The sequence below is a fragment of the Aminobacter sp. BA135 genome (assembly GCF_050859125.1).
GTDB lineage: Bacteria > Pseudomonadota > Alphaproteobacteria > Rhizobiales > Rhizobiaceae > Aminobacter > Aminobacter ciceronei.
The window spans coordinates 1066458-1091719 of record NZ_CP139572.1; the positions used below are offsets into that span (position 1 = coordinate 1066458).

28 protein-coding genes are annotated in these 25262 nt (G+C 64.4%); 20 read left to right on the plus strand and 8 right to left on the minus strand.

The features are described 5' to 3' along the window. Positions 1–78: 78 nt before the first annotated feature. From SLT36_RS05170 to SLT36_RS05205, 8 genes are read left to right on the plus strand one after another with little or no spacing between them, the layout of a single operon-like run. On the plus strand, positions 79–1035 hold the full coding sequence (locus SLT36_RS05170) for an ABC transporter permease (RefSeq protein ID WP_432286177.1): 957 nt from the start codon (positions 79–81) through the stop codon (positions 1033–1035). A 1-nt stretch (position 1036) separates the two neighbouring features. Further along, on the plus strand, positions 1037–2002 hold the full coding sequence (locus SLT36_RS05175; RefSeq protein WP_432286178.1) for an ABC transporter permease: 966 nt from the start codon (positions 1037–1039) through the stop codon (positions 2000–2002). Next, positions 1999–3009, plus strand: a complete 1011-nt coding sequence (locus SLT36_RS05180; protein WP_432286180.1) for an ABC transporter ATP-binding protein — start codon at positions 1999–2001, stop codon at positions 3007–3009. Before SLT36_RS05175 ends, SLT36_RS05180 begins: the two co-directional genes overlap by 4 nt. Then, positions 3009–4001, plus strand: a complete 993-nt coding sequence (locus tag SLT36_RS05185; RefSeq protein ID WP_432288257.1) for an ABC transporter ATP-binding protein — start codon at positions 3009–3011, stop codon at positions 3999–4001. Before SLT36_RS05180 ends, SLT36_RS05185 begins: the two co-directional genes overlap by 1 nt. Continuing rightward, a complete protein-coding gene (locus SLT36_RS05190; protein ID WP_432286181.1) occupies positions 3998–5080 on the plus strand; it encodes a four-carbon acid sugar kinase family protein in 1083 nt (360 codons plus the stop codon). Before SLT36_RS05185 ends, SLT36_RS05190 begins: the two co-directional genes overlap by 4 nt. After that, positions 5077–5862 carry a FadR/GntR family transcriptional regulator gene (locus SLT36_RS05195; RefSeq protein WP_432286182.1) on the plus strand — a complete coding sequence of 262 codons (786 nt, stop codon included), beginning with the start codon at positions 5077–5079 and terminating at the stop codon, positions 5860–5862. Before SLT36_RS05190 ends, SLT36_RS05195 begins: the two co-directional genes overlap by 4 nt. Positions 5863–5913: 51 nt before the next feature. Further along, positions 5914–6876, plus strand: a complete 963-nt coding sequence (locus SLT36_RS05200; RefSeq protein ID WP_432286183.1) for a hydroxyacid dehydrogenase — start codon at positions 5914–5916, stop codon at positions 6874–6876. 2 nt (positions 6877–6878) lie between these two features. Further along, positions 6879–7940 (plus strand): Ldh family oxidoreductase, encoded by a 1062-nt coding sequence (locus SLT36_RS05205; RefSeq protein WP_432286184.1) that lies wholly within the window; start codon positions 6879–6881, stop codon positions 7938–7940. 108 nt (positions 7941–8048) lie between these two features. Here SLT36_RS05205 and SLT36_RS05210 read toward each other — a convergent pair whose 3' ends face one another. The 5 genes from SLT36_RS05210 to SLT36_RS05230 form a co-directional block, all read right to left on the minus strand. Beyond that, positions 8049–8852 (minus strand): sulfite exporter TauE/SafE family protein, encoded by an 804-nt coding sequence (locus SLT36_RS05210; RefSeq protein ID WP_432286185.1) that lies wholly within the window; start codon positions 8850–8852, stop codon positions 8049–8051. Positions 8853–8966: 114 nt separating this feature from the next. Continuing rightward, positions 8967–9911 (minus strand): sugar ABC transporter substrate-binding protein, encoded by a 945-nt coding sequence (locus SLT36_RS05215; protein WP_432286186.1) that lies wholly within the window; start codon positions 9909–9911, stop codon positions 8967–8969. 305 nt (positions 9912–10216) lie between these two features. Continuing rightward, positions 10217–10867 (minus strand): GntR family transcriptional regulator, encoded by a 651-nt coding sequence (locus tag SLT36_RS05220; protein WP_067965975.1) that lies wholly within the window; start codon positions 10865–10867, stop codon positions 10217–10219. Positions 10868–10948: 81 nt separating this feature from the next. Beyond that, the gene (locus SLT36_RS05225) at positions 10949–11884 is read right to left on the minus strand and encodes a 2-hydroxyacid dehydrogenase (protein WP_432286187.1); all 936 of its coding nucleotides are present in this window, start codon (positions 11882–11884) and stop codon (positions 10949–10951) included. A 99-nt stretch (positions 11885–11983) separates the two neighbouring features. Beyond that, complete coding sequence (locus SLT36_RS05230) at positions 11984–12388, minus strand: VOC family protein (protein ID WP_067956254.1); 405 nt, start codon at positions 12386–12388, stop codon at positions 11984–11986. A 197-nt stretch (positions 12389–12585) separates the two neighbouring features. Between SLT36_RS05230 and SLT36_RS05235 the strand changes: the two genes are divergently transcribed. Genes SLT36_RS05235 through SLT36_RS05245 form a run of 3 tightly spaced genes read left to right on the plus strand, consistent with a single transcriptional unit; the run spans position 12586 to position 14863 of the window. Further along, positions 12586–13542 carry an alpha/beta hydrolase gene (locus tag SLT36_RS05235; RefSeq protein WP_432286188.1) on the plus strand — a complete coding sequence of 319 codons (957 nt, stop codon included), beginning with the start codon at positions 12586–12588 and terminating at the stop codon, positions 13540–13542. Positions 13543–13547: 5 nt separating this feature from the next. After that, on the plus strand, positions 13548–14462 hold the full coding sequence (locus tag SLT36_RS05240; protein ID WP_432286189.1) for a dihydrodipicolinate synthase family protein: 915 nt from the start codon (positions 13548–13550) through the stop codon (positions 14460–14462). After that, positions 14459–14863: a RidA family protein gene (locus tag SLT36_RS05245; protein ID WP_432286190.1), complete on the plus strand. Its 405-nt coding sequence runs from the start codon at positions 14459–14461 to the stop codon at positions 14861–14863. The genes SLT36_RS05240 and SLT36_RS05245 overlap by 4 nt, the downstream gene beginning before the upstream one ends. A gap of 104 nt (positions 14864–14967) precedes the next feature. Here the strand turns inward: SLT36_RS05245 and SLT36_RS05250 are convergent, their stop codons facing one another. Next, a complete protein-coding gene (locus SLT36_RS05250) occupies positions 14968–15567 on the minus strand; it encodes a malonic semialdehyde reductase (protein ID WP_432286191.1) in 600 nt (199 codons plus the stop codon). A gap of 11 nt (positions 15568–15578) precedes the next feature. Next, entirely contained in the window at positions 15579–16388 is an 810-nt protein-coding gene (locus tag SLT36_RS05255; RefSeq protein WP_432286192.1) for a glutathione S-transferase family protein, read from the minus strand. Positions 16389–16518: 130 nt separating this feature from the next. Between SLT36_RS05255 and SLT36_RS05260 the strand changes: the two genes are divergently transcribed. The 6 genes from SLT36_RS05260 (at position 16519) to SLT36_RS05285 (ending at position 21327) form a co-directional block, all read left to right on the plus strand. Further along, complete coding sequence (locus SLT36_RS05260) at positions 16519–17430, plus strand: fumarylacetoacetate hydrolase family protein (RefSeq protein ID WP_432286193.1); 912 nt, start codon at positions 16519–16521, stop codon at positions 17428–17430. Positions 17431–17480: 50 nt separating this feature from the next. Next, complete coding sequence (locus SLT36_RS05265) at positions 17481–18473, plus strand: ABC transporter substrate-binding protein (RefSeq protein ID WP_432286194.1); 993 nt, start codon at positions 17481–17483, stop codon at positions 18471–18473. 28 nt (positions 18474–18501) lie between these two features. Further along, entirely contained in the window at positions 18502–19044 is a 543-nt protein-coding gene (locus tag SLT36_RS05270; protein ID WP_208993677.1) for a VOC family protein, read from the plus strand. 152 nt (positions 19045–19196) lie between these two features. Beyond that, the gene (locus SLT36_RS05275) at positions 19197–19961 is read left to right on the plus strand and encodes an ABC transporter permease (protein ID WP_432286195.1); all 765 of its coding nucleotides are present in this window, start codon (positions 19197–19199) and stop codon (positions 19959–19961) included. A gap of 23 nt (positions 19962–19984) precedes the next feature. Beyond that, positions 19985–20797 (plus strand): ABC transporter ATP-binding protein, encoded by an 813-nt coding sequence (locus tag SLT36_RS05280; protein WP_432286196.1) that lies wholly within the window; start codon positions 19985–19987, stop codon positions 20795–20797. Between the two features lie 98 nt (positions 20798–20895). Further along, positions 20896–21327, plus strand: coding sequence for a GlcG/HbpS family heme-binding protein (locus SLT36_RS05285; RefSeq protein ID WP_432286197.1), 432 nt, complete (start codon positions 20896–20898; stop codon positions 21325–21327). A 151-nt stretch (positions 21328–21478) separates the two neighbouring features. On the opposite strand, the gene SLT36_RS05290 is transcribed toward SLT36_RS05285, so the two are convergent. Next, positions 21479–23287 carry a HAMP domain-containing methyl-accepting chemotaxis protein gene (locus tag SLT36_RS05290; protein ID WP_432286198.1) on the minus strand — a complete coding sequence of 603 codons (1809 nt, stop codon included), beginning with the start codon at positions 23285–23287 and terminating at the stop codon, positions 21479–21481. Between the two features lie 103 nt (positions 23288–23390). Between SLT36_RS05290 and SLT36_RS05295 the strand changes: the two genes are divergently transcribed. The 3 genes from SLT36_RS05295 (at position 23391) to SLT36_RS05305 (ending at position 25256) form a co-directional block, all read left to right on the plus strand. Continuing rightward, positions 23391–23693 (plus strand): hypothetical protein, encoded by a 303-nt coding sequence (locus SLT36_RS05295; RefSeq protein ID WP_432286199.1) that lies wholly within the window; start codon positions 23391–23393, stop codon positions 23691–23693. A 391-nt stretch (positions 23694–24084) separates the two neighbouring features. Beyond that, complete coding sequence (locus SLT36_RS05300) at positions 24085–24228, plus strand: hypothetical protein (RefSeq protein ID WP_432286200.1); 144 nt, start codon at positions 24085–24087, stop codon at positions 24226–24228. A gap of 59 nt (positions 24229–24287) precedes the next feature. Continuing rightward, a complete protein-coding gene (locus tag SLT36_RS05305; RefSeq protein ID WP_154387000.1) occupies positions 24288–25256 on the plus strand; it encodes an ABC transporter permease in 969 nt (322 codons plus the stop codon). Positions 25257–25262 lie beyond the last annotated feature (6 nt).

Consider the following 25262-nt stretch of genomic DNA (forward strand, 5'->3'; position numbering starts at 1 on the left):
GCTCCGGTAAAGCGCACGGGGGCTCGTCCCCCGTGCTACTCTCTCGAACTGATACCGTGCGGTGGGAGGCCGCCCGCCATGCTGCGCTATATTGCAACACGGCTGCTGCTGTGGATTCCGTCCGTCCTGCTGGTCATGCTGGCCGTCTACGCCATGGCCTATTTTGGCGCCGGCGACCCGATCAAGCTGATCTTCCTGCGCGCGCCCGGCGACGTCGCCTACAATCCCGAAAAGATCGAGGCGATCCGCGACGCTGCCGGCCTCAACCGGCCGTTTCTCGTCCAGTTCGGCAGCTACATCCTCAACCTCTTGCAGGGCAATTTCGGCAACTCGCTGACTTCGGGCCGCTCGGTCTGGGCGATGGTGTCAGCCGCGGCCCCCGTCTCGTTCAAGCTCGGGCTCTGCGCGGTGGTGCTGACGGCGATCGTCGCCGTTCCGCTCGGCATGATCGCGGCGATGAACCAGAACACCAAGATCGATTACACGATCCTCGGCTCGGCGCTGTTCCTCTGGGCCATCCCGGCCTATGTCGCCGGCCCGCTCTTGATGGTGGCGCTGATCTTCGTCCTGCCCGGCGGCAAGGTTCCTTATGGCTGGGGCGGCGTCTTCGACCTGCGTATCCTGTTGCCGCTGCTGGTGCTCTCGTTCCAGCCGATCGCGCTGATCGTGCGCCAGACCCGCGCGGCGGTGATCGAGGTGCTGTCGGAGGATTTCGTCCGCACCGCCCGCGCCAAGGGCGTGCCCGAGATGGTGGTGGCGCTGCGCCATATCCTGAGGCCGGTGCTGACGCCCGTCGTCACCCAGCTCGGCCTGATCATGATCACCATCGTCAACGGCGCCATCTTCGTCGAACTAGTGTTCGGCCTGCCCGGCCTCGGCCGCCTAACCGTCTCGGCGCTGACCAATTCCGATTATCCCGTCATCCTGGCCATCACGCTGATCGGCTCGTTCCTGGTGATGCTGTCGAACCTTCTTGTCGACGTGCTCTACCCGTTGCTCGATCCGCGCGCCAACGACACGATGAGGAGCCGCTGACATGACGATAACACCGGTCAATCTCTCCTCAACCGTGGCCGACGACGAGCCCCCCGTCAGCTTGTGGCGCGATGCCTGGCACCGCCTTTTGCGCAACAAGCTGGCGGTCGCCGGTCTCGTCGTGGTCGTCCTGCTTGCCTTCGTCGCCATCTTCGGTCCTTGGCTGACGCCGTACGACTTCCTGACCCAGGACCTCAACGCCCGCAACCAGGCGCCGTCGCTGGCGCATCTGTTCGGCACCGACGATCTCGGTCGCGATGTCTTCTCCCGCGTCGTCTACGGCACCCGCACCGCCTTCGTCGTGGCGATCGTGGTGACTGCCATTGCGGTTGCCATCGGCGTGACGCTCGGCGCCATGGCCGGCTTCTTCGGTGGCCTGTTCGACCGTACCGTCATGTGGTTCACCGACATGACAATGTCGGTGCCCAACCTGCTCCTGGTCGTCGTCATCAACGCCTCGCTGAAGACGCCGATCACCGCATGGATGGAAGCGCGTTACCAGGCGACGCTCAACCCGTTCTACCGCGAGACAATCTGGGTCGACTTCCTGCTGGTGTTCGGCTCGATGGCGCTGATCAGCTGGCCGCCTTATGCCCGCCTCGTCCGCGCGCAAGTGCTGTCGATCCGCGGCCGGCCCTATGTCACCGCCGCCCGTGCGCTCGGCCTGACCAACAGGCTGATCCTGATGCGCTACATCGTGCCCAACGCCATCGGCCCGCTGATCGTCTCGGTCAGTGCCGGCCTCGGCACCGCCATGGTGCTCGAAAGCGCCTTCTCCTTCCTCGGAGTCGGTGTCAATCCTCCCACGCCCAGCTGGGGCAACATGATCTCCGACGGATTGCGTGTCTGGCAGCACTATCCGCATCTGCTCGCCGCACCCGCAGCCGTGCTCGGCCTCGCCACTGTCGCCTTCTCATTCCTCGGCGACGGCCTCAACGATGCTCTCAACCCGAGGGGCAGCAAATGACCGCTCCCGCAGACCACAAGCCGCTGCTTGACGTGCGCGGCCTGACCATCGAGATCGACACCCGCCGCGGCCCCGCCGTCATCGTCGACGGCATCAACCTGACCGTCGGCAAAGGCGAGACCGTCGGCGTCGTCGGCGAGTCCGGCTGCGGCAAGAGCCTGACCATGCTCAGCCTGGTGCGGCTTCTGCCCAACAAGATCCGGGTCAAGGGCGGCTCGGCCGATTTCAACGGACGCGACCTGCTCCAGATGTCGAAGTCGGAGCTGCGCCAGGTACGCGGCGGCAAGATCGGTTTCGTCTTCCAGGATCCGATGACTTCGCTCAATCCGGTGATGCGCATCGGCGACCAGCTGTGCGAGCCGCTGATCTACCACCGCAACATGAGCAAGGCCGATGCGCGCAAGCGTGCCATCGAGCTGCTCCGCCTCGTCGGCATTCCAGGCCCGGAACAGCGCATCGAGGCCTATCCGCACGAGCTCTCCGGCGGCATGCGTCAGCGTGTCATGATCGCCATCGGCCTAGCCTGCGATCCGGAACTTCTGATCGCCGACGAGCCGACGACGGCCCTCGACGTCACCATCCAGGCGCAGATCGTCGACCTGGTGAAGGACCTGCGCAAGAAGCTCAACATGTCGGTGGTGTGGATCACCCACGATCTAGCGCTGATTGCCGGTCTCGTCGATCGTGTCGCCGTGCTCTATGCTGGTACCGTCGTCGAAGATGCGCCGGTCGGCGAGCTGTTCGCCCGGCCGACGCATCCCTATACGCGCGGCTTGCTGGCCTCGATCCCCAAACTGTCCGACGAGCGCGCCAGCCGGCTGTCGTCGATCGGCGGCACGCCGCCCGAACCGGGTCGTCGCCCCAAGGGCTGCCCGTTTGCGCCACGTTGCGCCCTGGCGGAAAGCGTGTGCCACGAGCGCGTGCCGGTGCTCGAGCCGGTCGCGGGCTCAGGCGGCCATCGCGTCGCCTGCTTCGTCGCCCAGCGCCAGATGAAGGAGGCCGCATGATGGCTGCCGAACCGCTGATCAAGGTCGAGAACCTCGTCAAGCATTTCGTCGTCCGCCTCGGTGCCTTCGGCGAGCGCGGCGCCACCGTGCATGCCGTCGACGACGTCAATTTCGACATCTTCGCCGGCGAGACGCTGTCGCTGGTCGGTGAATCCGGCTGCGGCAAGTCGACGACCGGCTTCACGCTGCTCAACCTGCAGAAGGCGACGTCGGGCAAGGTCATCTTCCAGGGCGAGAACATCGTTTCGCTCGACGAGAAGCGCATGCGGCCCTATCGCCGTGAACTGCAGATCGTCTTCCAGGATCCCTATTCGACGCTCAACCCGCGCATGACCATCGGCGAAGTGGTCGGCGAGCCGATCCTGTTCCACAAACTTGCCACCAAGGCGGAACTGCCGGATCGTGTGTCGCGCCTGCTCGCCGATGTCGGCCTGCCGGCGCGCTTCGCTCAGCGTTATCCGCATGAGCTCTCGGGCGGCCAGCGCCAGCGCGTCGCCATCGCCCGCGCGCTCGCCTGCCAGCCAAAATTCATCGTCTGCGACGAGGCGATCTCGGCGCTCGACGTGTCGGTGCAGGCGCAGATCATCAACCTGCTGCTCGATCTGCAGGAGAAGTACGGGCTGACCTATTTGTTCATCGCCCACGACCTTGCCGTGGTGCGCCATATCAGCACCCGCGTCGGCGTCATGTATCTCGGTCGCATTGCGGAGCTGGCGAGCCGCGAACAGCTGTTCTCCAACCCGCTGCATCCCTACACCAGGGCGCTGCTGTCGGCAGTGCCGGAAGCGGACCCCGAGCTTGAGAAGACGCGCCAGCGCCAGATCCTGACAGGCGATGTGCCGAGCCCGCTTGCGCCGCCCGCCGGTTGCCGTTTCCACACGCGTTGTCCCATCGCCATGGACAAATGCAAGAGCGTCGTCCCCGAGTGGCGCGAGGCAGTGCCCGGCCACCACGTCGCCTGTCATGCCGTCGAGATGGGGACGGCGCAATGAAGCTGATGCTCGCCATCGTTGCCGACGACCTGACCGGAGCGCTCGACACCTCGGCGCCCTTCGTCGCGTCCGGGCTCACTGTAGCGGTGGCAGTCACGCCCAAGGCGACTGGCAAGGCACTGGCGATCAAGCCCGATGTTTTCGCCGTCAGCACGGCGTCACGGGCCCTGCCGGCCGAGGTGGCATCGGCTAGGGTGCGCGACGCGGCGAAGCGATTGATGCCACATGCTCCGGGGATCGTGATGAAGAAGATCGACTCGCGGCTGAAGGGCAATGTCGGCGCCGAAGCCGACGCATTGGCCGAAGCTTCCGGCCGCGATACGCTCGTCGTGGCACCGGCCGTTCCCGACCAGGGCCGCACCACACGAGATGGCGCGGTGGTCGGCCGGGGCATCGATGCGCCCTTGCCGGTGCTGCCGGCATTCGCCGGCTCGACAAGGCGGGTCTCCGTGCGCAATGCCGCCAACGACGCCGATCTCGACCAGGTTGTCGCCGACACCGACTGGAGCACCAATGTTGCCGTCGGCGCGCGTGGGCTGGGCCTGGCGTTCGCCCGTCAGCTCCACGCCAACGGCAATGCCCGGCCAGCAGTCTCACCGGCGAGCGACCAGACCGTGCTGTTTGCCTTCGGCTCGCGCGACCCGATCACCGACCAGCAGGTCGCCCGACTGGTCGAGGACAATCCCGATGTCCAGATCGTCGACGCCCTGAACGGTCGTTTCGCCCTGTCTGCCGACAGCGCCCTGCCGATCGTTGTCCGTTGCACCGGCGATATGGTCGAGGAGCCGGCGCGAATCGCTGCCCGTTTCGCCGAGGGGGTCGCCGAAGCCGTCCACCTGATACGCCCGTCGACGCTGGTCATGGGCGGTGGGGATACGGCACTGGCCATACTTGGCGCGTTCAGCGCCGACGTGTTATTTCCGCGGGGCGAGGTGGCGCCGGGCCTGCCCTGGTTCACCATTGCGATGCGCCATGGCGAGGGGCTGCGCTGTGTCGTAAAATCCGGCGGATTCGGGACGGCCGCGGTTCTCTCCGATCTCTTGCGGCCACCGAGCGGGGAACAGGCGGAACGCACATGACGACCGAATTGCAGCAGGACGGGACAGAGCCCGACACCACCGAGGCAGGCGACAAGTCGGGCAATGGCAGCAAGGGCGCTTCCAAGGCGCCCAAGCTGGTCGACAAGGTGTTCGACCAGTTGCAGGAACGCATCGTCTCGGGCGAATTCCCCTCCGGATCCAAGCTGCCGGGCGAGCATGATCTGGCGACGTTGCTCGGCGTCTCGCGGCCTGTCGTGCGCGATGCACTGGGCCGCCTGCGCGATGTCGGTCTCGTCTATTCCCGCCAGGGATCGGGCACCTATGTCCGCGTCTTCGACACGCAGAAGACCAATCTCGGTTTCTCGCCGGTCAAGACCATTGCCGACATCCAGCGCTGCTACGAGTTTCGCCTGACCATCGAGCCGGAGGCCGCCTATTTCGCCGCCCTGCGCCACGACGCCGCCGCGATGCAGAAGATGCGTGCTGCCCTTTCCGAACTGCGCGACGCGACGCGCGACCAGACCCACCGCTCCGATGTCGACTTCCTGTTCCACCGCTCGGTGGCGGAGGCCGCCAACAACCACTATTACACCGCCTGCCTCGATGCGCTGCGCCAGCACATCGCCGTCGGCATGAACCTGCACGGCCTGTCCCTGATGGGCCCGCTGACCAAGCTCGAACAGGTCTATGACGAGCATCGCGGCATCTGCGATGCGATCGCCGCCGGCGAGGCGGAGCTGGCGCGCGACCGCATGCGCGAACATCTGGAAGGCTCGCGCAACCGCCTGTTCGAAAACAAGGTGCTCGACCTCTCGCGCTGACCAGGCGTCGGCAGAACTCCAGCCGCGCTGGCGGCACGACAGGAAAGAACGATGACGACGACGATCGTAACGATCGGCGGCCGCATGGCCGCCGAGGGTCTTGCCATGCTCGAAAATGCTGGTGTCGCGTGCATCTCGACCGAGCCTTATCCTGGGAAAGCCGAGGTGATGGCGCTGGTCGAAAAGCACCAGCCGGCGGCCCTTGTGGTCAGGCTGGTCGAGTTGGTCGACCGCGACATGATGGTTGCGTCGCGCAATCTCAGGATCGTCGCCAAGCATGGCGTCGGCACCAACGACATCGATGTGGCCGCCGCCAAGGCGCTCGGCATCCCGGTCATCATGGCGACCGGCGCCAACGCCCATTCGGTGGCCGAGCATACGCTTGGGTTGATCCTCGCCTTGACCAAGGATTTCCGGCGCCAGGACGGCCACATCCGCAACGGGCTGTGGGACAAAAAGCTCTATGCCGGGCGCGAACTGCGCGGCCAGAAGCTCGGCCTGGTCGGCTTCGGGCTGATCGGCCAGATCCTCGCTCGCATGGTCGCACCCATCGGCATGCAGGTCGCGGCCTACGATCCGTTCGCACCAGAAGAAGCCTTCGCAGGTGGCGTCATCAGGGCGATGTCGCTCGACGTGCTTCTGGCCAACAGCGACGTCGTCAGCCTGCACTGTCCGCTGACGGAGGGAACGCGCGGGCTGATAGGCGTGCGCGAGATCGCGCTGATGAAACCGACGGCGTTCGTGGTCAACACGGCGCGTGGCGAGGTCGTCGACGAGCCTGCGCTGACAGCAGCGCTTCAGGCAGGGCGCATCGCCGGTGCCGGGCTCGACAGCTTCGCCGAGGAGCCGCCGGTCGAAAGCCCGCTGTGGCAGCTGCCCAACGTGCTTTTGACCCCGCATGTCGCCGGCGTCACCGAGGACGCGCGCCGTGCCGTCTCGATCATGACCGCGACCAACGTGATTGCCTTCCTCCGCGGCGAGCCGCTCGCCCAGAACCTCCATGCAAGGGTTTGACCATGGCCTCCGATGATGCGCGCCACGACGCCGACACGCTGACCGATCTCGCCTTCGCGCTCTTCAGGGCGGCAGGCCTCGAAACGGACAAGGCCCTTGCTGTCGCCGAAATCCTCGTCGAGGCCGATTTGATGGGCCACACCACCCACGGCCTGGCACTGGCGCCCTGGTATCTCGACAGCATCCGCAATGGCGTCATGACGAAGGCGGGCCAGCCGAAGATCATCTCCGATCGCGGCGCCTGCGTTGCCTGGGATGGCCTGCGCCTGCCCGGCGCCTGGCTGACGGCGACCGCCATGGACCTCGCCGTCGAGCGAGCATCAACCTATGGCACGGTCACTGTCGCCATCGGCAACAGCCACCATATCGGCTGCCTCGCCGCCTATCTCACCCGCGCCACCGATCGTGGTTATGTCGCGCTTCTGGCAAGCTCCAGTCCCTCGGGCGCCTCGGTCGCGCCCTTCGGTGGCACGCGTGGCGTGTTCACGCCCAACCCGATCGCCGCCGGCATCCCGACCGACGGCGATCCGATCCTGATCGACGTCAGCGCCTCGATCACCACCAACAACATGAGCTCGCGGCTGATCGCCGAGGGCAGGACATTCGAACACCCGTGGCTGCTCGACCGTGATGGCAATCCGTCCCACGACCCGCGCGTGCTCAACGAGGGCGGCACAATCCTGCCCGCCGGCGGGCTCGACCACGGCCAGAAAGGCTATGCGCTGGCGATCCTCGTCGAAGCCCTGACGCAAGGGCTCGCCGGCTTCGGCCGCGCCGACAAGCCCTCGGGCACCAACGCTTCGGTGTTTCTGCAGGTCATCGACCCCACCGCCTTTGCCGGCGAAGCGGCTTTCACCGACCAGACCGCCTGGCTGGCCGACGCTTGCCGCAGCAACCCGCCCCGCCCCGGCATCGAGCGCGTCCGCCTGCCGGGCGAAAGCGCTGCGCAGAACAAGCGCAAGGCGCTCGCCGAAGGGGTGATGCTGCATCCGGGCGTGTTCGAAAAGCTGCTGGTCCAAGCTGCGGAGCTTGGTGTCGAAGCTGGCCCGGCGTTACGGAGCTGATCCGGATCGCAGGATTGGCGGGGAGCTATCGTGCCCGCATCATTGGGCGCACCCAAGCCGGCGCGCGCCCCTGTTCGATAGCGAGCCCGAAGCGGTGCCGTGCTCCCGCTATGCCAGCAGCGACCAGGCGAACTGGGCCGAGACGGCGAGCAGGAAGACGCCGAAGGACACTTCGAGCGCCCGCTTGGAGGCAGCATGGGCCATACGCGCGCCAAGGGGGGCAGTGACGAGCGATATCGGCATGATCAGCGCCACGGCAAGCATGTTGACGTAGCCGAGCGAGAATTCGGGCAGGTCGGTCTTGTGCCAGCCGGCGACGATCAGACCGATGACGGCGGGGATGGAAATCAGCACGCCGACGCCTGAAGAGGTCGCCACCGCACGCTTGATCGGCTGGTTGTAGAGCATCATGAAGGTGTTGTTCATGATGCCGCCGCCGATGCCCATCAGCGTCGAGAAGAAGCCGATCAACAGACCGTAGAGTGAACGCACCGGCTGGCCGGGCAGGTCCTGGGCGACGATCCAGCCCGGCTTGTTGATCAGCATCTTGACGCCGACCACGGTGGCGATCGCCGTGAAGATCCACTTCAGGCTGGCGCCGGAAATGACGGCTGCAACCGCCGAGGCGAGGATGGCGCCGACCGGCAATACGATTGCCCAGCTTTTGAGCAGCGGCATGTCGACCGCGCCATGCTTGCGGTGGGCCATGAAGGAGCGGATCGAGGTCGGCACGACGATGCCGAGCGAGGTCGCCACCGCCAGATGCATGCGGATGCTTTCATCGACGTCGAGCATGGCAAGCGCCTGCACCAGGACGGGGACAAGGATGGCGCCGCCGCCGATGCCGAACAGTCCGGCCAGAAGGCCGGCCACGGCGCCGGAGAGGACGAGGGCAATTGCAAGGGTCAACATCGCTGGATTTCTCTGGGGCTTGATTTCTCTGGGCTGGTAAAGACGAGGGGAATCCGGGCTGGCCGGATTCCCCTTTGCTGATGTGTCAGGCTGAAGTGCCGCCGGACGTTGCGCTTACGGCTGGTAGTCGGCCGGGGCGATGATCTTGGAGAAGTCGTAGCCGGCGACCTTCTCCTTGGTGACGAGCAGGGCCGGGGCTTCGATGCGGCCGAGCACCTTGCCGCCTTCGATCGCGGCGATCGCCTCGCGGGCGGCGTCGCGGCCCATGGCCACCGCCGGCTGCAGCGAGGCGCAGGTCAGCTTGCCATTTTCGAGGGCAGTGCGTGCATCGTCGTTGAGGTTGGAGGTCGAGACCTTGATCTTCTCGACGGAGGCGCCGAGCTGGTTGATCGACTCGACGGCCATGGTGTCGGCGGCGGTGAAGATGCCGTGCATGTCGGGATGGGCCTTGGCCCATTCGACCGCGGCGACGCCCGCATCCTTGGTGCCGCCGGCCTTTTCGGCGACGATCTTGATATCTGGGAAGTCGGCTTCCATGGTGTTCTTGAAGCCGGTGACGCGCAGCTTGGCCCAGATCTCGTCCGGACCGGCGAACAGGCCGACCTCACCCTTGCCGCCGATGGCGCGGCCGAGGCAGATGCCCTGCAGGCGGCCCATGCCGATATTGTCGGCGCCGACGAACGAGGTCAGGCGGTCGGACTTTGGCGGCACCGACAGTGCGATAACAGGGATGCCCTTGTCGATGGCTTCCTCGACCGCCGGGCCGACGGCTGCGGCGTCGGCGGCGCCGATGATGATGGCGTCGACCTTCTTGTCGATGTAGCTGCGGATCTGCTCGATCTGGACCTCGGCCTTGTCCTTGGCGTCGCCCTTCAGCACCGTGTAGCCCTTTTCCTTGCCTGCAGTCTCGACGCCGTAGAGCCCGGCCTTCCAGAACGGCGAGCCGAAATAGGGGACCGTGACGCCGATCGTCTTCTCGGCCGCCATGGCCGGTGCCGACAGCATGCCTGTTGCCGCCATCGCCAGAGCCAAAGTCAAATACCGTGCATTCTTGCCCATGATTTCTCCTCCAGAATTCGGGTCTTGAATATCGCCGTTGCTCGATGTGCCGGCGGCTACAGGTACCTTGTAGTATGCAATGCGATTATCATGTATGCACAGATGAGTTTGAGAATGCAAATGATTTGATATGCACATCTGCATTCTTGTATACCTGCTTGCGCAAAAGCGTGCGGCTGCGCGGGCAGGAAGGCGTGAGTTGGCGGGAATGCAGGGTGTTGCTCGGTCAGCCCAAGGCGAGCGCAAGCGGCCCGGCCGGTGGCCAGGTAAGGTCAACTTCGGTGTCGGGATGATGCCGCCTTGGGCTACTTGGCCGCTTCGGCGGCGAAGCGGCTCATGACGCCGGCGCTGAGGCGGGCGTTGTGCTGGTAAAGGGCGGCGAAGGCAGCCGGGCCGTCATTGGCGCGGATCGCGTCGACCACCTTCTGGTGCTCGTCGAGCGACTGCTGCAGTCGGATGTCGGCGGGACCGGCCTGATGCTGGCGGAAAGGGGCGAGGCGCACGCGCAGGTCGACCGCCATCGCGGTGATGGTGACGCTGTGGGCGCCACGGCAGATGGCATCATGGAACTTGCGGTTGATGTCGCGGCAGCCCTCGATGTCCTTTTCGGCGGCGCAGGCCGCGTATTGGCGGTGCAGTTCATAAAGCTGCTCGCGCTCGAGCGCGCTCATGCGCTGCGCGGCGAGGCGGGCGCACAGGGCCTCGATCTCGCATTCGGCCTCCAGCATGTCGGCCATCTGTTCGGTGTCGATGCGGGCGACGACGCCGCCGCGGCGCGGATTCATCTCGATCAGGCCGCGGGCGCCGAGTTCGCGCAGAGCGTCGCGCACCGGCGTTCTGGAGACGCCGAACTTCTCGGCGATGACCTTTTCTTCGAGCTTCTGGCCAGGAACCATCACGCCCTTGGCGATTTCCTCGGCGAGGGCCTGGTAGATCTGCGAGGCGATGGTGGTCATGCGTTCGGCTTTCCGGTTTTCACGGCAAATGGCGATCTGCCGCGAGGCAAATCCCAAATCGATTTAGTGACAGCCCGAGATTTATGCAAGCTGGGCTTTGAGTATACCGCCGTTGCGATGCGCGGCGAGGTTGTGGAGAAAGACGTCGATCTGTGCGTCTTCCGCCGCCGGTGAGCGTCCGGCCATGTGCGGTGTCAGCACGGCATTGTCGAGGTCGGCGAGGCCGGCGGGCAGCTCAGGCTCGCCTTCGAAGACGTCGAGGCCGGCGCCGGCAATTCGGCTTTCACGGAGGGCTTCGACCAGTGACGCGGTGTCGACGACCATGCCGCGCGAAACATTGACCAGGAAACCGCGCGGCCCGAGTGCCGCGAGCATGCGGCGGTCGACGAGATGTCGCGTTGACGGCCCGCCGGGGCAGGCGACGACGAGGAAATCACTCATCGATGCAAGCACGATCGGGTCGGGCACGTGCTGCCAGTCGACGTCGGTTACTGGATTGCGGGTGGTGTAGGCGACGCGCATGCCGAAGGCTTCGCCGCGCTTTGCCACGCCTTGGCCGATGTTGCCGAGGCCGATGATGCCGAGGGTTGCGCCCGACAGCGTCGGCCGGGCCGAGCGGATCGCGCCCCAGGCACCCTCTCGCAGGCGGCGGTCGCGCCGGCAGATGTCGCGCGAGATCGCCAGCATCAGCGCGAGCGCATGGTCAGCGACAGTCTCCGTATTGGTGTTCGGCGCGTGGGTGACGTGGATGCCGCGGCGCCTTGCCGCCTCCACGTCGACATTCTCGTAGCCCGCGCCATAGGCGGAAACCAGCTTTAGGTCCGGCAGCCTGCCCATTTCGCCGTCGGACATGCCAGTGCTGCCGTTGGTGAGCACCGCCCAGACGCCGCTGAAATCGATCTCCGGTGATCCGCTGCCCAGTCCTGCGGGCAGCGTGATCACGTCGTAGGATTGGGACAGTCGCGACAGGCAGGTGTCGGATACGGGGATCGTCACCGCGATCTTGGACTTGGCCATCTCGATTGCTCCATTGCGTTGTTGCCGCCGCCCAAGCCGGCGGCCGTGACATGGCCCGATGCCGGGGTGCTGGTTGCCCCGGCATTGGTTCGGGCCAGGTCAGGCGGCGTTGACGTTCTTGACCGCGCCCTTCCAGCCGTTCTCGGTGACGTCGAAAACGATGCCTTCGGGGGTCTTGTACTTCACTTCGTAGAAGACGTTCGGGTTCGATTCCTTGCGGCCGTTCATGTACGAACCGCCGGCAGCCTTCACCAGTTCGTCGGTCTCCTCGACCGAATCCACCCACATGCCGAAGTGGATGATGCCGTTGTAGTCCTTCTCGGTCTCGAAGCCCGGAACCGGCTCTTCGCCGAAGTTCAAAAGGGCGACGTTCATGACGCCATCGGACATGTAGACGCCGCGCATCGCCTGGCCGGCGCGGGTCATGCCGAAGGCCTTCTCGAAGAACTGGGCGGCCGCTTCCGGGTCGGACACGGCGATGGCGAGATGGCGCAACTTGGCCATTGGTTTTCCTTTCACAGGGTTTGACGGCGAGGCGGCAGCCACCCCGCAACACAGACTCTCTTCATCTGTGTATGCAAATACTAATCTGTGTATGCAAATATGTTGTCAAGTGTGAAATTGACTGCTATCCAGCGACAAATGACGGGAGTGGGTACACCTGCTTGAGGACCCCTCTGCGAGGAGCAGGGACAGCGGAAATGCGATTTGCGGGACTTTCGCCTGATGAGCGGGCGCGACTGGATGCCATAGGCAGGGTCTGGAACGACGATCTCGGCGCGAGCCGTAAGGTGGTGCTCGACGTCTATCGCGACCATCACCAGCAAAAGGCCGCCAATGACGGCATCGTCGTCCACCGCGACCTGGCCTATGGCGCCGATCCCGCCCATCGCCTCGACGTCTTCGAAAGCAGCAGCCGTTGCGGGTCCGGGCGCGGCCGGCCGGTCGTGGTCTTTGTCCATGGCGGCGCGTTTACGCGCGGCTCGAAAAGCACGGACGGCCTGATCTACGACAATGTGCCGCGCTGGTTCAGCCGCCAGGGCCTCGTCGGCGTCAATGTCGAGTACCGGCTGGCGCCCGGCGCGCCGTACCCCGAAGGCGCGCGCGACGTGGCGGCGGCGATCGACTGGATCGCCGCAAACATCGAGCGTTTCGGCGGCAATCCGCGCGCGATCCTGCTTGTTGGCCATTCCGCCGGCGGCTGCCATGTCGCCGGTTATCTCCACGACCCCAATGTCGGGCGGCTGCCGAACCCCGACGTCAGGGGTGCGGTGCTGATCAGCGCGCGGCTCAGGGCCGACAGCCTGCCCACCAATCCCAATGCCAACAACGTCCGCCAGTATTTCGGCGACGACGAGGCGGCCTACGACGCGCTGTCGCCGGTCATCCATGCGGGAACCAGTGCGCTGCCGGTGATGGTCGCCGTTGCCGAGTTCGAGAACCGCTACATCGACGCCTATGGCGCCGAGTTCGTCCAGCGGCATGCGATGCGCACCGGCAAGGCGCCGCGCTTCGTCCAGCTGAGCCGCCACAACCACACATCCATCGTCGCGCATTTCGATACGCACGAAGAGGAGCTGGGACACGAGATCATGCGCTTCGCCATCGACGAATGCGGTCTCTTTCCCTGCGGATTGTCCTGTCAAAAGCGAAAGTGAGACCCATGACCCAGGAGCTTCTCTCCGTCTACGCCCCGGTTCTGACGCCGTTCAATCCGGACCTAACAGTCAATTCGCAGCATTTCCTCAGCCATTGCCGCTGGGTCGTCGAGCAGGGTGCCGGCCTTGCGATCTTCGGCACCAACAGCGAGGCGGCTTCGCTGTCGATTTCGGAAAAGCGTCGCCTGCTCGATGAGGTGGTTGCCGCTGGCATCCCTGCCTCGGCGCTGATGCCCGGCACCGGCAACAATTCGCTCGGGGAGACCGTTGAGCTGACACGCGCGGCGGTCGACGCGGGTGCGCCCGCCGTGCTGGTGCTGCCGCCGTTTTTCTTCAAGCCGGCAACGACCGAAGGGCTGATCCGCCACTATGGCCGCCTGATCGAAGCTGTCGGTTCGGACAAGCTGCAGGTGGTGCTCTATCACATCCCGCAATTCACAGGCGTGCCTGTTACCGTCGAACTGATCGAGGGCCTGCGTCGCCGCTATCCCAACGTCGTCGGCATCAAGGACAGCTCGGGCGACCGCGAAAACCTGGCGCGTTATCTCGAGGTCGGCGACGGCTTCAAGGTCTTCCCGGCTTCCGAGATCCTGCTCGGCGAGACGATGGCCAGGGGGTCGGTCGGCTGCATCTCGGCGACCGCCAACGTCAATGCCAAGGGCATGGTCGAGGCGGTGGTGAACACGCCAAAGCTGGGCGTGACCGACGCCTTCGCCCAGGTTGCCACCGTGCGCACGCTGTTCCAGCAGTTCCCGATGATCCAGGCGATGAAGTCACTGATCGCGCGCGAACTCGGGTCCAACGATTGGCGCACCGTGCGCGCGCCGCTGGTCGAACTCGACGCGCAGGCCGAGCAGACATTCTTCGCTGCGGTCGACGAGGCCGGCTTCTCGCCCTGGGCGCTGGAGAAGGCGGCGTGAGCACTGCTGCAGCCGACAGGCCGAAGCCGCTCGCCAACTATCCTTTCCTGCGTGAGGCGGGCGGCCTGCTGTTCCTGTCGGGCGTCAGCGCCCGGCAGAAGGACGGCACAATTGCAGGTGTCTCCAGGCAGGCGGGCGAAGCAATCTACGACGTGGCCGAGCAGTTCCGGGCGATCGTCACCAACATCACCGAGACGTTGCGCGCGGTCGACGGCACGCTCTCGGATCTGGTCGACGTCACGATCTTCCTCACCGACATGGCCTACTATCCAGCCATGAACGGCGAATACAACAAGTGGTTCGGGCCTGACGGCCCGGCCCGCACCACCGTCGGTGTCCGCCAGTTGCCGCACCCGGACATGGTGGTCGAGCTCAAGGTCGTGGCGCACCGGCCGGACTGATTTTCAGGCAGACCTGTTTCAAGACTTTTTCAGACCGCCTGTTACCGCACCCATAGCCTGCCCCCGGCGCTTGCGTCGGGGGCTTTTTTCTTTTCAGGCGCAGATCAAAGCACCGTGCAGGCTTCGTTGAAGGGCAGGCGCGGGTGGCGGGGAAACAGCTTGGCCGGATCGCCGTGGCCGATGCCGCAGATGAAGTTTGAACGGATGGCCGTGCCGGCAAAGAAGATCTCGTCGGTGGCGGTACGGTTGAAACCGGAGATCGGCCCGCAGTCGAGGCCGAGCGCACGCGCCGCCAGCATGTAGTAGGCGGCCTGCAGCGTGGCATTGCGGAAGGCTGTGTCGTCGACGAGATGCGGATTGCGCTCGAAATGGCCTTTGCCGTCGGTGTGCGGGAACAGAAACGGCATCTTCTCGGCAAAAGCGTAGTCGGTGGCGAAGATGGCGACGACCGGGCAGGTCATGATCTTGGAGACGTTGCCCGCAGCCAGCGCCGCCTTCAGCTTTTCGCGTGCCGTATCGGTCGCCAGGTAGACGATACGCAGCGGCGAGCAGTTCATGCTCGTCGGCCCCATCCTGGCGATGTCGTGGATTCGTTCGAGCAGCGCGAGATCGACCGGCCGGTCGAGCCAACCATTCTGGCTGCGGGCGTCGAAGAACAGGCGGTCGAGCAGGGTCTTGCCGTCGTCCAGTGTCTCGATCTTCATGGCGTGATCCATCAGAAGCGTTCCATTTCCAGTGTTGGAGCTTGCCCGTGCGCCTCGGCGATCAGCGTGGCCACGACAGCCGTGTTGACGAGTGGATCGGGGCGAGCGATGTCCGAGCCCTTCGCCTCGGCGAATGACTTGAGGGCGCGGATTCGCGTCGCCCAGTCGGACGTCCTGGGAAAGGCGGCGAGCAAGGCGGGCATGGCCAGTCGGTCGAGCCTGTCGACGAAGGCGGCCATGGCCACGTCGGCGAGCGAAAAGCTGTCTGCTGCCAGCCAGTGTCTTTCAGCCAATGCTCGCTCCATCCTGGCCATCACGTCGCGGAACGTCCTGATCGAGGTGACGACGGCCGCGTGATCGAAGGGCGCGTGCGCTGCGGCCAGATAGGCATCGCGTCGTGCCGGCAGCGGATGTCGCGAGATCATTTCGGCGAATGCGGCAGGGGCGATTTTCGCTACACGCGCCTTGAGGATGAGATTGAAGGTCGGCGGGCGGATGGCCGGGTGCACCACCTCGTCTTCGAAGCGTGCCCAGTTTCGCGCGCGTGCGCGTTCTTCTATCGAAGATGGCAACAGCCTGCCGCCGGCAATGTCGACGAGCAGCTCGTTGATGTCGGAGGATTCGACGAAGACCTCGCCGTTCCAGCGTAGCGCCGGCACCAGCCCTTTGGGGTGCACTGCGAGATAGGCCGGGGTGAGATTGTCGAAACGCGACAGGTCGATGCGGCGCGAGGTCCAGGGAAGGTCGAGCTCGGCCAGGCACATGCGGACCTTGAAGGACTGAACCGAACCCCATTCATGGAACAATTCGATTTCAGACATCGTTAGAAACTCGCTCTCCGTGCGCACCTCATGCTTGACATGCATACACAAATGATAAAATGTATGCAACAACGATAGCAGGCAACAGGGAAGGAGCCAGCCAGTGGTGTGGCACGCGCTAGGACAACGAGTGATCAGGGACGAAGTTCGGCCCGTATTGGTGACGGAGCAGGGCGTCTATGACCTCGCGCTGGTGGCACGCCTTGCGGGTAAGGACGCCCAGGCCTGGGACAAGTGGATTTCAGGCGGTGTGGCGGGCATGCTCGACCGCTGGCTGGACGTGGCGCCGGCTTTGGCGGCTCTCGCCGAGAACGTTGCCGCTGCGGGTCCAAAATATGAGCCGCTGGGAACGGGAACGCAGCTTTGCGAGCCCTATCGCCCGATCCGCATTTTCGCCACTGCGTCCAACTATGTCGAGCATGCCCAGGAGATGGGCACGGTGCTGGCCGCCAAGTCGGAAAGCCAGCCCTATGTCTTCATGAAGGCGGATTCGAGCGTCATCGGTCCCGATGCTGCGGTGATCCTGCCGGAGCGGGCGCAGAAGGTCGATTGGGAGGTCGAGCTGGCGGCAGTCATAGGCATCGGCGGCCGCGACATTCCGGTCGAGAAGGCACTCGACCATGTCGCCGCCTATTCGGTCATCAACGACATCACCTCGCGCGATCTCACGCGCCGCTCCGATTTCCCCTTCAAATTCGACTGGTTCCGGGGCAAGAGCTTCGACACGTTCGCCCCGCTCGGTCCGTGGCTCGTGCCGGCCGCCTGCATCGGCGATCCGCAGAGCCTGCGCCTGACGCTGGACGTGAACGGAATGCGCAAGCAGGACGACAGTACCGGTTCGATGATCTTTTCCGTCGCCGAGCAGATTTCCTATCTGTCGTCGATCCTGACGCTTCGGCCGGGCGACCTGATCGCCACCGGCACGCCTGACGGCGTCGGCATGGGAACCGGCGAGTTCCTCAATTGCGGGGACATCGTCACGGCTGCCGTCGAAAAGGTCGGCGCCATAACAAATCCGATCCGGTCCATGCCGGTCGGGTGAGAAAGCATCCAAGAAAAACCAGGCCCAACACTGAGGAGGACAGTATGGCAATGAGTTTCGGGAAGGCACTGCGCGGGCTCGCGCTGGCAGGTGCCGTTGCAAGCATGACGGCTGCCGCCTCGGCGGCCGAGAAGGTCTCTTTCAACATGTCGTGGCTGCCGCAAGGCAGCGTCGGCGGCATCCTGGTCGCCAAGGCCAAGGGCTTCTATGACGAGGCTGGCCTCGACGTCACCGTCTACCAGGGTTATGGCGGCCAGCGCACCGTCAACGAGATCGACCAGGGCCTGTTCGACATCGGTTATGGCGATCCCGTGTCCGTCATTCTCAATCGCGCCAATGGCGGCAAGGCCGTCTTCGTCGGCTCGATCAACACGGTGTGGCCGGGCGCGCTCTGCTATCTCACCAAGGACGGCGAGAGCGAGAAGAAGCTCGCCGACTTCGCCGGCAAGTCCGTCGGCGGCGGAGCAACCTCGCCGGTACAGAACATCGTCCCGAGCTGGCTCGAGGAGAATGGGCTGCCCAAGGATCACCTCAAGCTCCTGCGCATGAATCCGGCCGTCATCACCTCGTCCTTCCTGGAAGGCAAGGTCGATCTCGCCGAGTGCTGGGAAGGCGCCAGCCTGCCGATCCTGACCGAAAATGCCGGCGAGAGCGGCAAGAAGATCGGCATGATCAAGTATCGCGACTTCGGTCTCGACATGTATGGCAGCGGCTTCGTCACCACCGAGCAGATGCTGGCCGAGAAGCCCGAGGTCGTCGACAAGTTCCTCGACGCGTCCTATCGCGGCTATGAATATCTCGCCCAGAACCCCGACGAGTCCGCCGATCTGATCGTCAAGCAGTATCCGACGCTCGAAAAGAGCATCGTGCTGGAGCAGGTCAAGCAGATCAATGCGCTGGTCCGCGATCCGAGTGCCGAGAACAAGGACCTGGGTTTCGTCCGTGCCGACCGCATGGAAAAGACCATGGGCTTCGTGCGTGAGGCCTTTGTCGTCGACGACAGCATCAAGACCGCCGACCTCTACCGCAACATCAGCCGCTGAGGGCTGACTTCACTCCTGGATGAGGACCATGAAGAAGAAGATCAACGTCAGGAAGCTGGGCCACATGGTCCTGATGGTTCGTGACATCCACAAGTCCGTCGACTTCTACACCAATGTCGTCGGCCTGGAGGTCTCGGACTGGATCGAGGACAAGATGGTGTTCCTGCGTGCAGGCGCCGACCATCACGACCTCGCCTTGTCGCAGATTCCGGCCGACTCGCCCGATCGCGACGACCTGCCGAAGTATTCGAGGCCGGGCCTCGAGCACTTCTCCTACCTGGTCGACAGCCTCGAGGACATGGAGGCTGCGGCCGAGATGCTGCAGGAGCGCGGCGTGGAAATCGTCCGCGGTATCGGCAAGCATGGCCCGGGCGCCAACTGCTTCCTCGTGTTCAAGGATCCCGACGGCAACAACTGCGAGATCTATTGCGACATGATCCAGGTGACCGAAGACAACCCGCATGTCGCACAGGTCTGGGCGCGCAACATCGACGCCTTCGACCAGTGGCATTTCAAGCGCTTCCTTGTCCCGCCGCCCCACCAGGTGGTGAAGGACAAGCTGGGCGAGTAGGCCGAGGACCTGCAAGCCACCGAGACGAGGGGCGCCGGCCATGCTGGCGCCCTTGCTCAAAGAGCGCAACGGACAGACCGGATGCGACACACAGATTTGCCGGGGCCGCTGCCTGCGAGGTCACCCCGGACGCCTATCAGGGAGGAGCCAATATGTCAGGCGTAAGTCCAAGGCTTGTCGCATATGCGCAAGTCATCTCGTTTTTCGGAGCGTTCCTGCTCTTCTGGGAATATGGCGTCCGCTATTTCGAAGTGAAAAGCTACATTCTCCCGCCGATCTCGGCGATCGTGGTGGCGATCTGGGAATCCCGCGATCAGATCTTCGAACATTCGATGTACACGTTGGCCGAAGTGCTGATCGGCTTCATCGCCGCCGTCGTCGTCGGCATCATCATCGGCATGATCGTCTATGTCTCGCCTTTCGCCCAGCGCACCATCTATCCGCTGGTGACGGCGCTGCAGACGACTCCGAAAAGCGCCTTGGCGCCGCTGATGATCGTCTGGTTCGGCTACGGCTTCGTCTCCAAGGTGGCGATGGCCTTCCTGTTCGCCTTCTTCCCGATCGTCGTCGCCACGCTCGGCGGCTTTGCCGGCACGGCCAAGAACCTGGAAGAGCATTTCCGTGCCTTGAATGCCGGCCCGTGGACGACCTTCACGACGCTGCGCCTGCCGAGTGCGTTGCCTGCTTTCATCGATGGCTGTCGCGTGGCGATGCCGCTGGCGATGATCGGCGCCATCATCGGCGAGCTCGTCGGCTCCGACCGCGGCCTGGGCAACCTCATCATGCTGGGCACCGCCTCGTCGCGCACCGACCTCGTCTTCGGCTGCATCATCGTCATCACGCTGATCTCGCTGGTGCTCTATGCGGCCATCGAATTCGCGGCCAAGTCCGTCTGGTGGCGGGGTATCCAGGTATGAATATCGCAGTTCGGGAGGACACCATGTCGGCTACGGCGACCAACCAGGCACAGAAGGGCAGTGCGCAGCCGGCCGCCCAGCCTCAGGCCAACCACATCGAAGCCAAGGGGCTCAACAAGCACTTCGGCAAGGTCAAGGCGCTCGAGGACATCAACTTCGGCATCCGCAACCAGGAATTCGTCTCGGTGCTCGGGCCGAGCGGCTGCGGCAAGAGCACGCTTCTGCGCATCATTGCCGGCCTGATCCCCTATGAGAGTGGCTCGGCGACGGTCAGGGGCGAGGCGATCCATTCGCCGCGGCCGGACATCGGTGTGGTTTTCCAGACCAACAACATGCTGCCCTGGTTCACGGTGCGCAAGAATGTCGAGCTCGGCGCCCGCATCCGCAAGATGCCGGCTGAAGCCCGCGACCAGGCGGTCGACAAGGTGCTGGAGGTGCTGTCGCTGAGCAAGTTCGCCGACGCTCATCCGCACCAGCTGTCGGGCGGCATGCGCCAGCGCGCCTCGATCGGCCAGGCGCTGGTGCTCGATCCGCCGATTCTGTTGATGGACGAACCCTTCGGCGCGCTCGATGCGTTGACCCGCGACAAGCTCAATGTCGAACTGCTGCGCATCTGGCAGGAGCACCGCAAGACGGTGATGCTGATCACCCACAGCATCGCCGAGGCCGTGTTCCTGTCCGACCGCGTGCTAGTCATGGCCGACCGGCCGGGCAAGATCATCGAAGAGGTGGTGATCGACCTGCCGCGTCCGCGCGACGCCGCCGCCACCCGCGCGCTGCCGCAGTTCGGCGAATATGTCGCCTATCTCGGCAAGATCATGGGCGTGACGACGTAGTCACGCTGCCGGACACTGACGGCATTTCGATCGCACTCTCGCGGCTGCCACTGGCTGGCGGCCGCTTTTTTTTGACCCAGAATTTCCGAGGAAACCACATGACTGAACTGACGCTTTCCATAGCCAACACCATCATCGCTGCAGCCTTCGAAAAGGGCGCCGAGGCGAAGATGAAGCCCCTGACAATTGTGGTGCTCGACGCCGGTGGGCATCTGAAGGCCTTCCAGAAACAGGACGGTGCCTCGCTGCTGCGCTACGAGATCGCCGCGGGCAAGGCCTATGGCGCGCTGGCGGTCGGCATGGGGTCGCGCTGGCTCGACCAGACCGCGAGGGAGCGGCCGCACTTTGTCGAGGGGCTCAATGCCGTCTCCGGCGGCAGGATCGTGCCCGTTCCGGGCGGCGTGCTCGTGCGCGACCAGGTCGGCAAGCTCCTCGGCGCCGTCGGCGTCACTGGTGACACGTCGGACAATGACGAACTCGTGGCCGTTGCTGGGATCGAGGCGGCAGGTCTCAGGCATCAGGTCGAGTGATGGTCTGAACGAGCCATCGAAGGCGACGGCGAGGCGGTTCGTCATAGCCGCCAGCAAGGTCGCCGATTCTGCCAAGTGTCTTCAACGTTAGTTCCGGCGCAGCCTCTCCGGCGATTTGCCGGAGAGGCTGTTGCGGTTCAGCTGTGGGCTGTCAGGCTGCGCGACGCTGGCTCTGAGGTGGCGAAGTCTCGGCAAGCGCGAACTGCGCGATCAACTGGCGCAGCCGGGCGGCCTCGCCGGCAAGCGTCACGCTGGCGGCGGTGGTCTCCTCGACCATGGCGGCGTTCTGCTGGGTGACCTGGTCAATCTGGTTGACCGCGGTGTTGACTTCGCCGAGGCCGGTCGACTGCTCGTGCACCGAGGTGGCGATCGCGTCCATGTGCTGATTGATGGTCACGACATAGGTCTCGATGGTCTTCAGTGCCTCGCCGGTTTGCCGCACCAGCTTGACACCGGCCTCGATCTCGACGCTCGAATTGCGGATCAGTTCCTTGATTTCCCTGGCCGCCTTGGCCGAACGCTGCGCCAGTTCGCGCACCTCATGGGCGACGACGGCAAAGCCCTTGCCAGCATCGCCCGCCCGCGCCGCCTCGACGCCGGCGTTGAGCGCCAGAAGGTTGGTCTGGAAGGCGATCTCGTCGATGACGCCGATGATGTTGGAGATCTGGCCGGAGGCTTCCTCGATCCGGCCCATGGCCTCGACCGCGTTCCCCACCACAGCGCCCGACTGGGCGGCGCTGGAATTGGCCCGCATCGCCACGGCACGCGCCTCGTCGGCGCGCTTGGCGGAGTTGGAGACATTGACGGTGATCTCGTCGAGCGCGGCGGCCGTCTCTTCGAGCGACGCTGCCTGCTGTTCGGTGCGGCGCGACAAGTCGTCGGCGCTGACGCTGATCTCGCGGGTTCCGTTGTCGATCGATCCGGCCGACAGGGTGATGGCCGACAGCGTGTCGCCGAGCTGGCCGATCGCGGCGTTGAGATCATGGCGCAGCGGCTCGAAATCCGGCGCAAAGGCTTGATCGAGCTGGAACGACAGGTCGCCCGAGGCAAGCCGGCGCAAACCGGCCGCAAGCCCCGATGTCGCTTGCTCCAGTCGCGCCTGGGCTGCGGCTTCGGCTTCCTCCGTCAGGCGGATGCGGTCGCTCTCGGCCCGTGCCCGCGTGGCTTGCGCCTCCTCTTCCATGCGCCGGTTGGCAATGGCCGCCTGGCGGAACACCTCGACCGCTCCGGCCATATCGCCGATCTCGTCGCGGCGCCCGGAATAGGGAACTCCTGTCACCGTGTCGCCGGACGCCAGCCGGCGCATTGCCTCTTGCATGCGCTTGAGTGGGGTCGTGACGCCGCCGATCACCAGCCAGACCGAGAAGGCAACGATGGCCAACGAGACGACCGCGAGCGCGCCCATCCACAGGACGATGGTAGATTTCAGCTCGTTTGCGGCGGCAAATTCCTCCTGCGCCACGCGAAGCTGGAGCGAGACCAGGTCGCTGATGGGCGTGGCAAGCGGATCGATCGTCGGATAGAGCCGCTCGCCGACGAAGCGATCGAGGGCTGCCTGATCCTTTCGCGCGATGATACCGACCAGAGTGTCGATCTCACTTCTCGAACTCTCGCGAAGCCCTGCGAACCCGTCGGCCAGCGCCTTTTCATCCGCTGTCATCGTCGTTGACGCATAGGCCTTCCAGGAGCGGTCGATGGCATCGATGGCGACACGCAACGCCTTTTCGCCTTCCGCCCAATCGAGCGCGCCGCTTCTGACCTTGTGGGCCGTGTCGACGATGTTGACGGCATACATGTCCGCGACGGTCTTCAGATGGGTCATCGGCTCGACGCGATCGACGACAATGGTGCGGGTGCGCTCCGACACTGATTGCAGCGCCAAAAAGGCGGTGCCGCCTGAAATCAGCAACAAGGCGGCGAGAAGGGAGATACTGGCAATGAGCTTTAATCTAATCGTCATGACGGGGTTCCGGCTCGATTTGATATGGCTCAGTACCGCGCCGCAGATTGCAACTTTATTAAACTGCTATGTATCGGCACCACGAAATTCCCTATCGTAATGCGTGAACAATTTCGAGATGCTGCAACCAGAGCGATTTCAAAAGAACTTGTCGATTCATTTTTATGTTTATACTTTGATTCAACAGAATAAATCGGTGCTGATGCGCGCCTGGCCATCGAAGCGCGACATGCGGCGTCCAAGGCAGGCAAAGAACAATCGCCCGACGACACGCCATGTGAGGGGGGCGTTGTTGCAGGATTTACGTCGTCGGACTTGGTTTGCCGGGCTTTGGCGATTGACGGACCGAGCGATGTCTCAGGCCGATCTTCCAGATCGGGCGGGAGATTCCGGCGATGTTCGATGAGCGCCTCGGACGCTCTCCGCTTCTTACGGCTGCAAGCACTGGTGGCCGGCAAGGAGGTGGGGCTTGGGCGCATATCTTTTCATAGATGTGGCAGCATGCCGGTGGCTGGGCCGACGTCGAGCAGGCTGACTGACACCGCCATTGGTCCGGCTGTCGGCTGCTCAAGGCTGGTTTGCGCGCCTGTTGGCAAAAATAACAAAGATTGTCGACAATATGGTTGACATGTGTGTTGCGACTTCGTAGCTTTTGGCACGCAGGCGGCAATCGGCAAGGCAGTGGAGGTGCAGCCGGTTGATGCGGCGAGCAGGTTGGCGGCCCCGAGCCGCCGTCGCTTCATGAAAAGATCCCCGCCAAAGGGGGCTGGGGCAAAACGAAGTGGTGGAGAATTCACATGTTCAGGAAGCTGATCCTCGCGGCAGGCCGCGGGCTTTTCGACGCCTTGCCATGCGGAGCCCCTCAAGAGGATTTCCGCGCTGATATCGTGCAGCTCACCGAGAACAAGCCGCACCACCGGCTGACTCATTTCGCCCAGTAAACACCACGTGGAACCGGCGCAGCAGGCGCTCCGGTTCCGTCTACCCCGCGAGGCTCCATATGCTGGTCTTCACTATAAGCCGCATTGCCAATGCCATCATGGTCATGCTGGCGGTCGCCATGCTCGCCTTCCTGATCTTCCGTCTCGCCGGCGACCCGGTCGAGCTCATGGTCACCGAGCAGACGACGCAGGCGGACCGCGATGCCATTCGCGAGCGGCTGGGTCTCGACGACGGCGTTGCCACCCAGTTCGCGCGCTTCGTCGCGAATGCGGCACAGGGCGATTTCGGCATCTCCTACCGCAATGGCCAGGACGTGCTGACCCTGATCGGAGAGCGCTTCCCGGCGACGTTGGAGCTGGTTCTGGTGGCGACACTGATCTCGCTGGTCGTCGGCCTGCCGCTCGGCGTGCTGACCGCGATCAAGCGGGGGCGATGGTACACGGAGTCGCTGCAATTCCTGTCGATCGTCGGCGTGTCGCTGCCGAGCTTCGTCGTGGGCATTCTCCTGATCCTGGTGTTTTCTGTCATCCTCGGCGTGTCGCCGTCCTTCGGTCGCGGCGAGGTCGTGCAGCTGGGATGGTGGTCGACCGGCCTTCTGACGCCGTCCGGACGCGCGGCGCTGATCCTGCCGGCGGTGTCGCTTTCGCTCTACCAGATCACGCTGATCATGCGCCTCGTCCGCGCCGAGATGCTTGAAGTGCTGCGCTCCGACTATGTCAAGTTCGCCCGCGCCCGCGGCATTCCGCGCTGGCGCATCTATTTCCGCCACGCCCTGCGCAACTGCCTGATGCCGGTGGTGACCATGACCGCGATGAACATCGGCTCGCTGATCGCCTTCGCGCTCATCACCGAGACCGTCTTCCAGTGGCCCGGCATGGGCATGCTGTTCATTCAGGCGGTGACTTTCCTCGATATCCCCGTCATGGCCGCCTATCTCTGCATTATCTCCTTCATCTTCGTCGCGCTGAACACGCTGGTCGACATCACCTATGCCGTGATCGATCCGCGCCTGCGTGCCTCGCACTGACAGCTG

Coding starts and splice junctions, on each gene's coding strand:
- SLT36_RS05170 (WP_432286177.1), top strand. CDS start 79: ATGCTGCGCTATATTGCAACACGGCTGCTGCTGTGGATTCCGTCCGTC.
- SLT36_RS05175 (WP_432286178.1), top strand. CDS start 1,037: ATGACGATAACACCGGTCAATCTCTCCTCAACCGTGGCCGACGACGAG.
- SLT36_RS05180 (WP_432286180.1), top strand. CDS start 1,999: ATGACCGCTCCCGCAGACCACAAGCCGCTGCTTGACGTGCGCGGCCTG.
- SLT36_RS05185 (WP_432288257.1), top strand. CDS start 3,009: ATGGCTGCCGAACCGCTGATCAAGGTCGAGAACCTCGTCAAGCATTTC.
- SLT36_RS05190 (WP_432286181.1), top strand. CDS start 3,998: ATGAAGCTGATGCTCGCCATCGTTGCCGACGACCTGACCGGAGCGCTC.
- SLT36_RS05195 (WP_432286182.1), top strand. CDS start 5,077: ATGACGACCGAATTGCAGCAGGACGGGACAGAGCCCGACACCACCGAG.
- SLT36_RS05200 (WP_432286183.1), top strand. CDS start 5,914: ATGACGACGACGATCGTAACGATCGGCGGCCGCATGGCCGCCGAGGGT.
- SLT36_RS05205 (WP_432286184.1), top strand. CDS start 6,879: ATGGCCTCCGATGATGCGCGCCACGACGCCGACACGCTGACCGATCTC.
- SLT36_RS05210 (WP_432286185.1), bottom strand. CDS start 8,852: ATGTTGACCCTTGCAATTGCCCTCGTCCTCTCCGGCGCCGTGGCCGGC.
- SLT36_RS05215 (WP_432286186.1), bottom strand. CDS start 9,911: ATGGGCAAGAATGCACGGTATTTGACTTTGGCTCTGGCGATGGCGGCA.
- SLT36_RS05220 (WP_067965975.1), bottom strand. CDS start 10,867: ATGACCACCATCGCCTCGCAGATCTACCAGGCCCTCGCCGAGGAAATC.
- SLT36_RS05225 (WP_432286187.1), bottom strand. CDS start 11,884: ATGGCCAAGTCCAAGATCGCGGTGACGATCCCCGTATCCGACACCTGC.
- SLT36_RS05230 (WP_067956254.1), bottom strand. CDS start 12,388: ATGGCCAAGTTGCGCCATCTCGCCATCGCCGTGTCCGACCCGGAAGCG.
- SLT36_RS05235 (WP_432286188.1), top strand. CDS start 12,586: ATGCGATTTGCGGGACTTTCGCCTGATGAGCGGGCGCGACTGGATGCC.
- SLT36_RS05240 (WP_432286189.1), top strand. CDS start 13,548: ATGACCCAGGAGCTTCTCTCCGTCTACGCCCCGGTTCTGACGCCGTTC.
- SLT36_RS05250 (WP_432286191.1), bottom strand. CDS start 15,567: ATGAAGATCGAGACACTGGACGACGGCAAGACCCTGCTCGACCGCCTG.
- SLT36_RS05255 (WP_432286192.1), bottom strand. CDS start 16,388: ATGTCTGAAATCGAATTGTTCCATGAATGGGGTTCGGTTCAGTCCTTC.
- SLT36_RS05265 (WP_432286194.1), top strand. CDS start 17,481: ATGAGTTTCGGGAAGGCACTGCGCGGGCTCGCGCTGGCAGGTGCCGTT.
- SLT36_RS05270 (WP_208993677.1), top strand. CDS start 18,502: ATGAAGAAGAAGATCAACGTCAGGAAGCTGGGCCACATGGTCCTGATG.
- SLT36_RS05275 (WP_432286195.1), top strand. CDS start 19,197: ATGTCAGGCGTAAGTCCAAGGCTTGTCGCATATGCGCAAGTCATCTCG.
- SLT36_RS05280 (WP_432286196.1), top strand. CDS start 19,985: ATGTCGGCTACGGCGACCAACCAGGCACAGAAGGGCAGTGCGCAGCCG.
- SLT36_RS05285 (WP_432286197.1), top strand. CDS start 20,896: ATGACTGAACTGACGCTTTCCATAGCCAACACCATCATCGCTGCAGCC.
- SLT36_RS05290 (WP_432286198.1), bottom strand. CDS start 23,287: ATGACGATTAGATTAAAGCTCATTGCCAGTATCTCCCTTCTCGCCGCC.
- SLT36_RS05300 (WP_432286200.1), top strand. CDS start 24,085: ATGTTCAGGAAGCTGATCCTCGCGGCAGGCCGCGGGCTTTTCGACGCC.
- SLT36_RS05305 (WP_154387000.1), top strand. CDS start 24,288: ATGCTGGTCTTCACTATAAGCCGCATTGCCAATGCCATCATGGTCATG.